Source organism: Citricoccus sp. I39-566 (genome assembly GCF_031432995.1).
GTDB lineage: Bacteria > Actinomycetota > Actinomycetes > Actinomycetales > Micrococcaceae > Citricoccus > Citricoccus nitrophenolicus_A.
In genome coordinates, this window is record NZ_CP133842.1 from 594,408 (window position 1) to 606,689 (window position 12,282).

At 70.6% G+C, this 12,282-nt stretch carries 13 protein-coding genes; 1 reads left to right on the forward strand and 12 read right to left on the reverse strand.

What is annotated here, in order from left to right; all coding sequences use genetic code 11:
- Window positions 1–22: 22 nt before the first annotated feature.
- From RE421_RS02805 to dnaB, 6 genes are all read right to left on the reverse strand, one after another.
- The gene (locus RE421_RS02805) at window positions 23–343 is read right to left on the reverse strand and encodes a 4a-hydroxytetrahydrobiopterin dehydratase (protein WP_309813995.1); all 321 of its coding nucleotides are present in this window, start codon (window positions 341–343) and stop codon (window positions 23–25) included.
- A 62-nt stretch (window positions 344–405) separates the two neighbouring features.
- Window positions 406–2,526 carry an FAD-dependent oxidoreductase gene (locus tag RE421_RS02810; protein WP_309813998.1) on the reverse strand — a complete coding sequence of 707 codons (2,121 nt, stop codon included), beginning with the start codon at window positions 2,524–2,526 and terminating at the stop codon, window positions 406–408.
- 111 nt (window positions 2,527–2,637) lie between these two features.
- On the reverse strand, window positions 2,638–3,471 hold the full coding sequence (locus RE421_RS02815) for an SDR family oxidoreductase (RefSeq protein WP_309814001.1): 834 nt from the start codon (window positions 3,469–3,471) through the stop codon (window positions 2,638–2,640).
- Window positions 3,468–3,746 carry a hypothetical protein gene (locus RE421_RS02820; protein ID WP_309814003.1) on the reverse strand — a complete coding sequence of 93 codons (279 nt, stop codon included), beginning with the start codon at window positions 3,744–3,746 and terminating at the stop codon, window positions 3,468–3,470. Before RE421_RS02820 ends, RE421_RS02815 begins: the two co-directional genes overlap by 4 nt.
- Before the next feature lie 57 nt (window positions 3,747–3,803).
- Entirely contained in the window at window positions 3,804–4,529 is a 726-nt protein-coding gene (locus RE421_RS02825; RefSeq protein WP_309814006.1) for a M50 family metallopeptidase, read from the reverse strand.
- 74 nt (window positions 4,530–4,603) lie between these two features.
- Complete coding sequence (dnaB, locus tag RE421_RS02830; protein ID WP_309814008.1) at window positions 4,604–5,980, reverse strand: replicative DNA helicase; 1,377 nt, start codon at window positions 5,978–5,980, stop codon at window positions 4,604–4,606.
- A gap of 626 nt (window positions 5,981–6,606) precedes the next feature.
- Here dnaB and RE421_RS02835 point away from each other — a divergent pair.
- Window positions 6,607–7,050: a DUF1801 domain-containing protein gene (locus tag RE421_RS02835; RefSeq protein WP_309814011.1), complete on the forward strand. Its 444-nt coding sequence runs from the start codon at window positions 6,607–6,609 to the stop codon at window positions 7,048–7,050.
- A gap of 102 nt (window positions 7,051–7,152) precedes the next feature.
- Here the strand turns inward: RE421_RS02835 and rplI are convergent, their stop codons facing one another.
- The 6 genes from rplI to RE421_RS02865 all read right to left on the reverse strand — a co-directional run bounded on the left by rplI (window position 7,153) and on the right by RE421_RS02865 (window position 12,223).
- On the reverse strand, window positions 7,153–7,617 hold the full coding sequence (gene rplI / locus RE421_RS02840) for a 50S ribosomal protein L9 (protein WP_309814014.1): 465 nt from the start codon (window positions 7,615–7,617) through the stop codon (window positions 7,153–7,155).
- A 31-nt stretch (window positions 7,618–7,648) separates the two neighbouring features.
- On the reverse strand, window positions 7,649–7,888 hold the full coding sequence (gene rpsR / locus RE421_RS02845) for a 30S ribosomal protein S18 (RefSeq protein ID WP_010144869.1): 240 nt from the start codon (window positions 7,886–7,888) through the stop codon (window positions 7,649–7,651).
- A gap of 201 nt (window positions 7,889–8,089) precedes the next feature.
- Window positions 8,090–8,665, reverse strand: a complete 576-nt coding sequence (locus tag RE421_RS02850) for a single-stranded DNA-binding protein (RefSeq protein ID WP_309814017.1) — start codon at window positions 8,663–8,665, stop codon at window positions 8,090–8,092.
- A gap of 88 nt (window positions 8,666–8,753) precedes the next feature.
- Window positions 8,754–9,059 (reverse strand): 30S ribosomal protein S6, encoded by a 306-nt coding sequence (gene rpsF, locus RE421_RS02855; protein ID WP_309814019.1) that lies wholly within the window; start codon window positions 9,057–9,059, stop codon window positions 8,754–8,756.
- A 193-nt stretch (window positions 9,060–9,252) separates the two neighbouring features.
- Window positions 9,253–10,614 carry a M18 family aminopeptidase gene (locus tag RE421_RS02860; protein ID WP_309814022.1) on the reverse strand — a complete coding sequence of 454 codons (1,362 nt, stop codon included), beginning with the start codon at window positions 10,612–10,614 and terminating at the stop codon, window positions 9,253–9,255.
- Window positions 10,615–10,618: 4 nt separating this feature from the next.
- On the reverse strand, window positions 10,619–12,223 hold the full coding sequence (locus tag RE421_RS02865; protein WP_309814024.1) for a glycosyltransferase 87 family protein: 1,605 nt from the start codon (window positions 12,221–12,223) through the stop codon (window positions 10,619–10,621).
- Window positions 12,224–12,282 lie beyond the last annotated feature (59 nt).

Consider the following 12,282-nt stretch of genomic DNA (forward strand, 5'->3'; position numbering starts at 1 on the left):
CACGGAGCAACCGTCCCGCCGCTCAGGCGACCGAGACCCGCAGCGCCTCCGCGTGCCCGCTGGTCGCCCGCGCCAGGCGAACGTCCCGGCTCGTGATCCCGCCGACGTCGTGGCTGGACCAGGTGACCTGCACGGAGGGATAGGTCAGCACCAGGTCCGGGTGGTGGTTGTTGTCCTCGGCGGAGGCGCCGATGAGGTTGACGAGCTCCAGTCCGGTGGCGAAGGACTTCGTGGCGAACGTGGCGGTCAGCGTGCCGCCGTCCTCGGTCCAGCCGTCCAGACCGGCCTCGGCGATCTCGGCGGAGGTGAGGATCTTCTTCGGGTCGGGCTTCGTGTCACTCATGGGTCCATCCTCCCGCCGGGCCACGCCCACTGGCCAGCCCCGGTTCTCCGACGGCGCGCGGGTCATCCCAGCGGGATGGTCCCCCGCAGGCTCCCTGGATCGGCCACGGGCTCCTCCGCGGTCCGCGCGATCAGCTCGCGCGCCGCCTTCACGGAGTCCCAGACGTTCCACAGCAGCACCCCGCGGACCGAACCCACCGGATTGAGGTAGTAGACCACGCCGGTGGAGAGGTCCGGTTCCCCGTCCGCACCCACGGCCCAGTCCTCCACCATGGTGTGGCGGGCGTCGAGCTCCCCGACGGCCTCATAGCCGAGGTCGAACAGGTCGGACCAGAAGAACGGGGTGGTCCGGTAGGGCTTGCCCGCCCCGGCCATGTTGCGCCCCGCCATCTTGCCCATGGTCTCCGCGGCGGAGGCATGCTCCACGCGGCGGACCCCCAGGAGCCGGTCCGGATACCGGGCCACGTCCCCGGCCGCGTAGATGCTGTGGGCACCGGTGCGCAGGTGCTCGTCCACCAGGACCCCCTGGTCCACGGCCAGTCCGGCGGCCCGGGCCAGTTCCGTGCGGGGTTCCACCCCCACCCCGACGACGGCCGCGTCCGCCGCGATCTCGGTTCCGTCCTCGAGGCGGACCGTGACCCCGTCCTCCCGCTCAGACCCGCCGGCCAGACGTCCGAGGACGATCTCCACGCCGCGGTCCCGGAACTCCTGCGTGACCGTCCGGGCCAGTGACTCGGGGAACATCTGGGCCAGCAGCGGTTCGCCGGGGGCCACGAGGGTCACCCGGACGCGGTTCTGGGTCAGCACGGCCGCGACCTCGGAGCCGATGTACCCGCCGCCGACCACCACCACGTGGACCCCGGGCGCCGCGAGCTCCCGCAGCCGGCGGTAGTCGGCCACGGTCCGGTAGTAGATGACCCGGCCCCCGGGCGGCAGTCCCGCGGTGCGCGGCCCGGCGCCCGTGGCAAGCAGGAGCTTGCCGTACCGCACGGACCGGCCGTCGGCCAGGGTGATCGAGTGCTCGTCCGGGGCCAGGGCGGCCACGGTGGTGCCGAGGTGGAACTGCGTGTTCGCGTCCGGCCGGTGCTCCGAGCCCTCGGCCCCGGACACCATGAGCGATCCCTCCAGCGAGGCCTCTGGGTCCACCCACAGGGTCTTGGACAGGTCCGGGCGGTAGACCGGCGCGGCGGTGTCCGTGCCGAACAGCCCGATGCTGCCGGTCGCATCCTCGGTCCGAATGCCCTCCACGGCCTTCGCCGCCGCCATCCCCGCGCCCACGATCACGTAGTCGTAGGCGTCCAGCACCTCGTCCGTGTGCACGCCCGCGGCGCTCGGGTCCAGGGCCGGCGTCGCCGCCGCCTCCGGGCCCCCTGGGCCGTCCGGCGCCGAACGCCGCCGTTCCATCCACTCGTCCAGGGTCACGCCGTCCACGATCGACGCCTCCGGGATCAGCCCCCCACCGGCCATGGCCCGGCCGAACAGGGGCGCCTCCAGGATCCGCCGCGGCGCCCTGCCGCCCACCGAGCCCAGCCCCTCGATCATCCTCCGGGCCACCTCGGCCGCCGTCGCGGTCTCGGGTCCGCGGATGGCGACGGTGCGCACCTGGGGTTCCCGGCCGGCGTCGGACCCTCCGGCCTGGTCCCCGGCCGGTCGCACGGCCTCCTCGGCCACCAACCGCGCCACCGACTCCGCCGCCACTGGCGCCATCCGCATGGTCGGCAGCAGGGCCACCGGTCCCAGGGTGGTCATCCGCAGCATCACCGGTACCAGCTCGAACCACTGGGTGGAGTGGATGAGCGTCACCGGCAGGCCGGAGGACCGGTAGGCGTGCTCCTGCGCCGCCTTGCCACGGTAGTACCCGTAGGCCCGGTTGACCTCGCCGTCCGTGGCCCCGGCGATGGACACGCACACCAGGCGCCCGACGCCGGCCCGGCGGGCCTCCGCACAGATGTTCCCCGCCGTGGTGGTGAAGTACCCGATGGCCTTCGCGGCGCTGAAGCTGACCTGGCTGATCGCGTCGATCACGGCGTCGGCGCCGGCGAACGCCTCCTGCAGGCCGCGCCCCGTGAAGGCGTCCACGCCGGCGGACCGGCTGGCAGGGACCACCTCGTGCCCGTCCGCGCGCAGCAGGTCCACGAGGAGTGTTCCGAGGGTTCCAGAGGCACCGAGCACCACGATTCTCATGGACCGCATGCTAGGTGCCCCGGACGTTCCGGCGGCAGGGGCCATCGGCGGCGTCGCCCGGGCGGGCCGGCCGGAGCGCGGGGTCCAGCCGTCCAGACGAGGAGGCCTGCCTCAGGGGCGGCGCCACGCGTCGTCGGCCAGGTGCGAGCCGGCCATGGGGCCCATGGTGAGCATGCCGCCGTCGACCGCCCAGGACGCGCCGGTGACGTAGCCCGCGTCGGGGCCGCACAGGAAGGCGACGGTCGCCGCCACCTCCCGCGCGTCCCCCGGGCGGGTGACCGGGATCCCGGGGCGGTGCTTGCCTTGCAGCACCGACTCGTCCTCCTGGCCCGTCATCGGGGTCGCGATCTCCCCCGGTGCCACGGCGTTGACCGTGATCCCGTACTCGGCCAGCTCCAGCGCGGCGACCTTGGCGAGTAGGCCGAGACCGCCCTTCGCCGCGCAGTACGGGCCGGCGCCCACCCGGGGTGCGTGCTCGTGGACGGAGGTGATGGCCACGATCCGCCCACCGGAGCCGGCCCGGACCATGTGGCGGGCGGCCGCCTGCAGGCAGCAGAACGCGCCGTCGAGGTCCACGCGGATCACGTGCTGCCATGTCTCGAGGTCGAGGTCCAGCAGGCGGGTGGCCGTGCCCGTGCCGGAACACAGGACCAGGGTGTCGACGCCGCCCATCACCCCGGCCAGCTCGTCCACCACGGCGGTGCCGCGTGCGGGATCGCCGAGATCCAGGTGGCGCACGTGGGCGGTGGCCCCGGCCGCGCGCACCTCTTGCGCCGTGACCTCGGCGCCCTCCTCGTCCTCATGCCAGGTGATGCCGACCTGCCGGCCGGCCCCGGCGAGGGCGACGGCGGTGGCCTTGCCGATGCCGGAATCGGCACCCGTGACGAGGATCCGGCGGGGTTCGAAGGCGCTGCCCGCCCCGGCCGGGGACGGCTCGGCGCTCATCGGGAGACCAGCTTGAAGAAGGTGCTGTCGCTTCCGTCGGCCTTCTCCTCCTGGTAGAGGAAGGCCAGTCCCTCCTGCTCGAACTTGGCGAACCAGTCCTCCCAGGAGATGTGCTCGAGCTGGTCCTCCGCGGCGCCGCCGGGGAAGTCGATGCGCAGCACGCCGGCCTCCTCCGATCCCTCGGTGCCCGTCACGCTCGCGGGCTGGCCGTCGTGCTCTTCCACCCAGCGGCGGATCTCGTCATGGTCGGTGGTCGTGGTGCTCGTCGAGGTCATGGTGCCGACGCTAGGGCCGGGTCCGGTGGGGCACAAGGTCCGCGCTGCGGTGCCCTCCTAGGGCCACAGCATCCAGGCCCCCAGCACCAGGCACGCCAGGCAGACAGCCCAGAACACCGCGACCCAGGCCAGCGCCGGCAGGCCCGTCAGCCCGGCCAGCTGGTCCGCGTCGGAGGCCGGCGCACCGCCGGACCGCACGCGTCCGCGGTGGTGGCCGGACCGGCGTCGTGCCCGCTGCATCTGCACCACCGAACGCGGAGCCGCCAGCAGCAGCGAGAAGACCACGAGGTAGGCGGCGGTCTGGACCGCCACCGGCGCGGCCGCCCAGGACAGCGCGCCCACGGCCGCACCGGTCACCAGGACCACCCACAGCCCGTAGAGGTTGCGCACGAGCAACAGCATGAGGGCGCAGGTGAGGACCAGCAGCCACAACCCGCCCGCGGCATACCCGGCGCCCACCAGCCACGCGCCCGCCAACCCGGCGAGGGCGGGGGCGGGGTAGCCGGCGGCCAGCGTCAGGACCATGCCGGGGCCCCGCGGCCGCCCGCGCGAGAGGGTCACCCCGGAGGTGTCCGAGTGCAGGCGGATGCCGCTGAGTCGGCGCCCGGCGAGCACGGCCACGAGCGCGTGCCCGGCCTCGTGGACCAGCGTCACCAGGTGCCGAACCAGCCGGTAGCCCCACGGGCTCCAAGCCAGCAGGAGCGCGACGGCGGCCAGGCCCAGGACCAGCGGCAGGTCCAGGGGGGCGTGGCTCACGGTGGCCCGCTCCCAGAGTTCGGTCACCGCCTGGCCAGCCTGACCCACCGGGCCCATCTCGTTCACCGGCGCAGCGGTCCCGGGCGTCCGCAGGGCGGCCGTCAGAACCCGCCGGCGTCGGGCGCCATGTTGGAGAACCGGGAGTAGTGCCCCTGGAAGCCGAGCACGATGGTCTTGGTGGGGCCGTTACGGTGCTTGGCAACGATCAGGTCCGCCTCACCGGCGCGCGGGGACTCCTTGTCATAGATGTCCTCGCGGTGCAGCAGAATGACCATGTCTGCGTCCTGCTCGATCGATCCGGACTCACGCAGATCGGACACCTGGGGCTTCTTGTCCGTGCGCTGCTCGGAGCCACGGTTCAGCTGGGACAGGGCGATCACGGGGACCTCGAGTTCCTTGGCCAGCAGCTTGAGCGCACGGGAGAACTCGGCGACCTCCTGCTGGCGGGACTCGACCTTCTTGCCGGAGCTCATCAGCTGCAGGTAGTCCAGGATCACGAGCTTGAGGTCGTGCTTCTGCTTCAGGCGCCGGCACTTGGCGCGGATCTCCATCATGGACATGTTCGGGGAGTCGTCGATGAAGAACGGGGAGTCGTTCAGGCGGCCCACGGTCGCGGCGATCTTGGACCACTGCTCATCCCGGATGGTGCCCTTGCGCAGGTCCTGCAGGGCGATCGTGGCCTCCGCGGAGAGCAGGCGCATGGCGATCTCGTTCTTGCCCATCTCGAGGGAGAAGAACACGGAGGTCATGTTGTTCTTGATGGCGGCGGCGCGGGCGAAGTCCAGCGCCAGGGTGGACTTGCCCACGGCCGGTCGGGCCGCGATCACGATCATCTGGCCCCCGTGCAGCCCCTGGGTCAGCTCGTCGAACTCGTAGAAGCCGGTGGGCACCCCGGTCATCCCCTCGCCCTGGGACCCGGCGGCCTCGATCTCGTCCACCGTGTGCTCAAGGATCCCGGACAGGGGCACGTAGTCCTCGGACTGGCGGGTCTCGGCGACCTTGTAGATCTCGGCCTGGGCCTCGTTGACGATCTCCTCGACCTCACCGTCCTGGCCGTAGCCCATCTGGACGATCTTGGTGCCGGCCTGCACGAGACGGCGCAGCACGCCCTTCTCGCGGACGATCTCCGCGTAGAAGCCGGCGTTGGCGGCTGTGGGGACGGACTGGACCAGCTCGTGCAGGACGGCGGGGCCGCCGATCCGGGAGAGCTCCTGGCGCTTGTTCAGCAGGTCTGCCACGGTTACGGCGTCGGCCGGTTCACCTCGGCCGTAGAGGTCGATGATGGCCTCGTAGACCATCTCGTGGGCGGGCTTGTAGAAGTCGTTGCCGCGCAACAGCTCCACCACGTCCGCGATGGCGTCCTTGGAAAGCATCATCCCGCCAAGGACCGACTGCTCGGCGACGAGATCCTGCGGAGGAAGAAGGCCGGCCCGCGAGCCACCGGCGCCGTCGGTGGAATCAAAATCCTGTGATGCCAAGTACTTGATTCCCTCTCCCGTAACCGGACGGCCCGGCAACTCCTCGCGGTGCGATGACCCCCATGGAATCCGCCGCACCAGACCCTGCTGAGACGGCGGATTCCGCAGACGTTGTATGCCGGATGTGCGCCGTGAAACCACGGCCAATACCCGGGCCCGCCTGAAGGGGATACCACGAGACACTACTCGCCGGCAGGACCCGCCTCAACCGCGTGTTCCACACCTTCTGTGGATAACATGTGGATTCCCCGGCGTGTTGTGTGCACAGCGTGGGGACAACTCCGGGGATTACCTCGGGTATTTATCCACAAGTGGAGCCTGACATGGTCGTTTACGATTCCCAGGCTGTGGATTCAAAAGAATTTCCTTGGGGATTACTCCGGCGTACGTACCACCGTGGACCCCCTGGGCGCAAAGCGTCTCCTCCGCTTTTCACATATATCCACAGGTTGTCCACAGGGTTTGTACTGGCGGTTGTATGCCTCGTTCGCGCTCATTCCGGCACCCGCCCAGTCCTGCCGACGCCCCGCTTGTCACAGGAGTCACGCCCGTGTGGGGTTCATCCGCTCTTCACTCCGCGGCGGTTTCACATTCCCTCCGGTGAGAGGGGCTGGAATGATAGGCGTATGGCCGGTGATGAGAACAAGACACAGCCCACCGCGACTCCCGTCGACGAGTTCCTCGCCCGGGTGGATCACCCGGTCCGCCAGGCCGACGCGAAGGTCCTGGATGAGATGTTCCGTCGCGTGACGGGACACGAGCCCGTCATGTGGGGACCGAGCATGGTGGGCTATGGCCAGTACCACTACGAGTACGCCTCCGGCCATTCGGGGGACACCATGGCCACCGGCTTCTCTCCGCGCAAGGCGAGCCTGTCCCTCTATGTCCTCACGCCCCGCCCGGAGACCACCGAGCTGCTGTCCCGCCTGGGCAAGCACAAGAGCGGCAAGGCCTGCCTCTACGTCAACAAGCTGGCGGACGTGGACCTGGAGGTGCTGGAGGAACTCATCGGCAACGCCTTCCGGTTCTCCACCGAGGAGCTCGACCAGCCCCGCACCGCGGGGCGCTGAGCACCCAGGCACGGCAGAGGCCGGCCACCTCCTCTGAGGGAGTTGGCCGGCCTCTGCCGAGATCACCGAGGCGGACGATCACGTCCCCTCCGCGCTCTGTCTCTACTTCTTGGCGGCCTTCGCAGCGACGACGTCCAGGTCGATCACGGCCAGGACATCCTCCTGCAGGCGGGCGTGAGCCTGGAACCGGCCGGTCGCCTTGATGGCGGTCGGCAGGGTCACCACGCGCTTGTCGATGCTGCCGAGGCCGGCGGCCTCCACGGCGTCGGCCACGTCGGCGGCCTTGACGGCACCGAACAGGCGGCCGCCCTCACCGGCGGTGACCTCGAGCTTGACCGGGGACGCCTGCAGCTGCGCTGCCAGGGCCTGGGCCTCCTCGAGGGACTTCACGGCGCGGGTCTCGCGGGCAGCCTTGATCGACTCGACCTGCTTCTCGCCACCCTTGGACCACGTGGTCGCGAAGCCACGCGGCAGCAGGTAGTTGCGGGCGTAGCCGTTCTTGACGTCGACGACGTCACCGGCGGAGCCCAGGCCAGTCACTTCCTGGGTCAGAATGAGCTTTGCCATCTGGTATCTGTTCCTTCCTCGACTCGGTCGATCAGCCGCGGCCAGCGCCGGAGTAAGGAAGCAGGGCAACCTCACGGGCGTTCTTGATGGCCTGGGCGATCTTGCGCTGCTCCTGCACGGTCACGCCGGTCACGCGACGCGCGCGGATCTTGCCGCGGTCGGAGATGAACTTGCGCAGCAGTGCAACGTCCTTGTAGTCGATGACGGTGATGTCAGCGGCCTTCAGGGGGTTGGACTTTGGTTTGGGCTTACGGATTTCAGCCTTCGCCATCGTGGTGCTCCTTCGTCATTCGGGAGCCCGCAGAACGGTTCTGCGGGATGGGATCGCGGGTGGGTTGCCACCTGCGAGCCGTGCGGGAAACGGTTCCTGCGCGGCGTTCGGCCGTCCGGTTGCCCGAGGGCGCCGGAGGCCGGGAGGGAACTGGTGAGACACCAGTCCCGGGTGAATCGGTGGTGATCCGGTGCTGCTGGATCAGAACGGCGGTTCGTTGCTCCCCGGGGTATCCCAGGAACCGGCGGAGGTGGAGGATCCACCCCACGGGTCGTTCTGCTGGCCGCCGCCACCGGCGCCCCAGCCGGCGTTGCCGCCGCCCTGGCCGCCGCCACCCTGGTTGAAGCCGCCGCCTTGGCCCCCGCCGAAGCCGCTGCCACCCGAGTTGCCGCCGAAGCCGCCCCCGCCGGAGCGGTTGGACTTGGTGACCTTGGCGGTGGCGTAGCGCAGCGAGGGGCCGATCTCATCGACGTCCAGCTCGTAGCTCGTCCGCTTCTCGCCCTCTCGGGTCTCGTAGCTCCGGGCCTTGAGCCGGCCCTGGGCCACCACGCGGGTGCCCTTGGTCAGCGACTCGGCCACGTTCTCCGCCGCCTCGCGCCAGATCGACGCGCGGAGGAACAGGGTCTCCCCGTCCTTCCACTCGTTGGACTGGCGGTCGAACGTCCGCGGCGTGGAGGCGATGGTGAAGTTCGCCACGGCAGCACCCGAGGGGGTGAACCGCAGCTCCGGGTCGGACGTCAGGTTTCCAACAACGGTGATGACGGTTTCTCCGGCCATGGTGCCTCCTGTAGTGCCTTGAGTCAGTGCTGTTCGGCGGTGATATCGGCGTGGGGGTGCGGCTGCCTCGAGGGTGCCGGCACGGTCGTTACTCCGCGGAGATCTTCTGCTCTTCCGGGCGGATGATCTTGGTGCGGAGGATGGTCTCGTTCAGACCCAGCAGTCGGTCCAGTTCCTTGGAGGTCTCCGGGGAGCTGGTGAAGTTGATGACCGCGTAGATGGCCTCAGCCTTCTTCTGGATCTCGTAGGACAGGCGGCGCCGGCCCCAGAGGTCGAACTTGTCCACGGAGCCGCCGTCCTTGGTGACGACCTCCAGGTACTTCTGCAGGGTCGGTTCAACGGTGCGCTCATCCACTTCGGGATCAACCAGCACCATCAGTTCATATGCACGCATGCGAACCCACCTCCTTTGGGCTGACGGTCACGGTACTTCCGTAACAGGAGGTTCTGTGCGATGTCCCCTGCGTGGAGTCCGTCATGGGACGGCACGCAGAAAACCTTAGCCATCTTAGCCGCTGCCATGCCACAGCGCCCAATTGGATCTGTGGACCACCCGCCGGTCGTCGGCCGCTGTGCAGTGACGGAGGTCAGACTCCGGCGTAGAACGCGTCCACGGCCCCGGCCAGGCGTTCGGGGTCCTCCGCACCGCACATCTCACGGACGGAGTGCATGGACAGCAGGCCGATCCCCACGTCCACGGTGCGGATCCCCAGCCGGGTGGCGGAGATCGGCCCGATCGTGGAGCCGCAGGGCACCGTGTTGTTGGAGACGAACTCCTGGAAGGGTGCCCCGGCCACTCCGCACCAGCGGGCGAAGGCGGCGGCACCAGCGGCGTCCGTGGAGTAGCGCTGGTTGGCGTTGATCTTCAGCAGCGGCCCGCCGTTGGGTACCGGGTGGTTCACCGGGTCGTGCCGTTCGGCGTAGTTCGGGTGGACCAGGTGCCCGGCATCGGCGGAGAGCAGCCAGGATCCGGCGAAGGAGCGGGCCGCCCCCTGGCCCTCCACGCCCAGGGCCACCAGCACGCGGCGCAGTACGTCCTCCAGCACGGGCCCGGCCGCCCCGGAGCGGGAGGCCGAACCGAGCTCCTCATGGTCGAAGGCGGCCAGGACGGGGATCACCGGTGCCCCGGCGGCCTCCCCGACGATTCCCTCGGCCACCACGCCGGCCCCGTCCCCGTGGGGGGCCAACCGCTCCATGGCCACCAGCCCGGCGTGCACGGAGGAGAGGTTGTCCAGCCGGCCGGAGGCGAAGAACTCCCCGGCAGCACCGAACAGCCCCGGCGGCTGGGTATCGGCCATCACGACGTCGAAGCCCGCCACGTCGTCCGCGTCCAGTCCCGCGGTGCGCGCCAGGACGGCGAGGATGTCTGCCGCCGGCTCCCCGCCCCGGCCGCCGGCACCCGCCGGAGCCGCTCCCCAGATCGGGTTCAGGTGCTTCTGCCGGTCCAGGGTCAGCCCGTTGTTGGCCTCGCGGTCCAGGTGGATGGCCAGCTGCGGGAACCGGGCGACCGGTCCCGTGCGGACGAGGTGCTCCCGCCCGTCCGTGGACACCACGCGTCCGGCGAAGCAGAGCTCGCGGTCCAGCCAGGAGTTCAGCAGCGGACCGCCGTAGACCTCCACGCCGGCCTGTAGCCAGCCCTCCCGGGAGGTCGAGGGCCTCGGCTTGAGCTTGAAGGTGGGTGAGTCTGTGTGGGCGCCGAGGATGCGGAACACCGGGACCGCACCGTCCGAGGCGACCGGGCCGGCGTCGGGAATCCGCCAGGCCATCACCGCACCGTCCCGCACCAGGACGTACCCGCCCGGCGCCGCGGGGAAGTCGGCCCGCTCGTCGACGCGGGCGTAGCCGGCGGCCTCCAGCCGGCGGGCGGCCTCGGCGGCGGCGTGGTAGCTCGAGGGGCTGGCCGTCACGAAGTCGGACAGGTCCTGCAGGTGGGGGGACAGTTCGGTCATGTGCCTACCGTACTGGGGTCCGGCCGGCGGGATGCCCGGGAGTGTGGCGGAGCTCGGCGTGGGCCCGCAGCAGCCAGGGGGCGCGGTCCGGGGCGTCGTCGTAGAACCCGCCCAGGGGATCGTCCACGGGGAGGCTGCGTGCCTGGTCCGGGTCGAAGCCCAGGGACCTCAGTCTCGCCGCCGCCTGGACCCGGCCCTGGCCGGAGTTGCCGGCCAGCCAGATCCGGCCGCCCGGCAGGGACGCCCGCACCTGGTCCTGCGCCGGGTTGAGCATCTGCTCCACCACGCGGAACATCAGGTACACCGTGGCGGCCATATGGCCCAGGATCGCCAGCACGTAGAAGGTGTCGTCCATGGAGTGCTGGACCTCGGAGCCCGAGGCGCCCTTGGCCAGGTACATCCAGATGGCCCAGAAGTGCAGCACCTCGAGGAACTGCCAGATCAGGAAGTCCCGCCAGCGGGGGACGGCGAGCGCCGCCAGCGGCACAAGCCAGATGACGAACTGCGGTGAGTACACCTTGTTGCACAACACGAAGGCCGCGACGATCAGGAACGTCAGGTGGGCGACCCGCGGCCGGTGGCGGCAGGTGACCCCGAGGGCGAAGATGGCGCAGCAGCACAGGAAGAAGGCGCCGTAGGCCAGCAGGGACAGCTGCTCGGCGGCGATGGTGGGCCCGCCGATCTTCTCCAGGGTCACGTTCCAGGCGTGCCAGACGGAGGACAGGCCCGGGCCGCGTTCTCCGGAGAACGTGAAGAACACGATCCAGGCCGCCGGGTTGCCGATCATCATCGGCAGGTTGACCGTCAACCAGGCGGCCACGGTGCCGAGGGTGGCCCAGAGGAACGGGGCCCAGCGCCGCGAGCGCACGGCCAGGATGAGCAGGGCCCCCAGGATCAACAGCGGATAGAGCTTCATGGCTGCCCCGAGTCCGAAGAAGACGCCCGCCCACAGGGGCTTGCGCCCGCCGAAGAGCCACATCCCCACGGCGAGCAGTCCCACGGCCCAGAGGTCCCAGTTCACGGACCCGGCCAGGATGATGCCCGGGGCCACGGCCACCATGAGCGCGTCCCAGGGCCGGCGCCCCGCGGACCGGGCGGTGACCACCACCGTGACGATCCACAGCACCGCGGTGAACACGAAGTTCACGTCCCAGTAGGCCAGCGAGGGGTTCAGGTCCGCGAAGGGCAGCATCCGGGAGACCACCGCCGCGATCGAGGCCACCACGGACATCAGCACCGGGTACTCGAAGCTCGCCCCCGCGGCGAACGGGGCGAACGGATCCTCGGCGAAGCCACGGCCGCCGTACAGGGCGGACCAGTCCGAATAGCACCCCGCGTAGTAGACGGTGGGCTGGCCCCAGCCGTTCAGCCGGCACGGGGACTTCAGCAGGACCGCGACGACGGCCGAGAGGGTCGTGAGCGCGATCAGCACGCGCATCGGGGTCCAGAACGTCCCCGCCATCCGCCCGGGCACCGTGTGCCGGCCCATCGGGCCGCCCAGCATCTCGCCCATCCGGCGGACGAGCCCGTCCGCGCGGGACGGGACAGAGGCCGGGAGGGGAGCGCCGGCGTCGGGCCTGGTGGTGTTCCCCGGGGTGCTCAGGCTCATGGCCACCATCCTAGGAGGGCCGGCGCCGGCCGGGCGCTGCGGGGAATACGGGTCGGAGC

Coding starts and splice junctions, on each gene's coding strand:
- RE421_RS02805 (WP_309813995.1), bottom strand. CDS start 343: ATGAGTGACACGAAGCCCGACCCGAAGAAGATCCTCACCTCCGCCGAG.
- RE421_RS02810 (WP_309813998.1), bottom strand. CDS start 2,526: ATGAGAATCGTGGTGCTCGGTGCCTCTGGAACCCTCGGAACACTCCTC.
- RE421_RS02815 (WP_309814001.1), bottom strand. CDS start 3,471: ATGAGCGCCGAGCCGTCCCCGGCCGGGGCGGGCAGCGCCTTCGAACCC.
- RE421_RS02820 (WP_309814003.1), bottom strand. CDS start 3,746: ATGACCTCGACGAGCACCACGACCACCGACCATGACGAGATCCGCCGC.
- RE421_RS02835 (WP_309814011.1), top strand. CDS start 6,607: ATGGCCGGTGATGAGAACAAGACACAGCCCACCGCGACTCCCGTCGAC.
- rplI (WP_309814014.1), bottom strand. CDS start 7,617: ATGGCAAAGCTCATTCTGACCCAGGAAGTGACTGGCCTGGGCTCCGCC.
- rpsR (WP_010144869.1), bottom strand. CDS start 7,888: ATGGCGAAGGCTGAAATCCGTAAGCCCAAACCAAAGTCCAACCCCCTG.
- RE421_RS02850 (WP_309814017.1), bottom strand. CDS start 8,665: ATGGCCGGAGAAACCGTCATCACCGTTGTTGGAAACCTGACGTCCGAC.
- rpsF (WP_309814019.1), bottom strand. CDS start 9,059: ATGCGTGCATATGAACTGATGGTGCTGGTTGATCCCGAAGTGGATGAG.
- RE421_RS02860 (WP_309814022.1), bottom strand. CDS start 10,614: ATGACCGAACTGTCCCCCCACCTGCAGGACCTGTCCGACTTCGTGACG.
- RE421_RS02865 (WP_309814024.1), bottom strand. CDS start 12,223: ATGAGCCTGAGCACCCCGGGGAACACCACCAGGCCCGACGCCGGCGCT.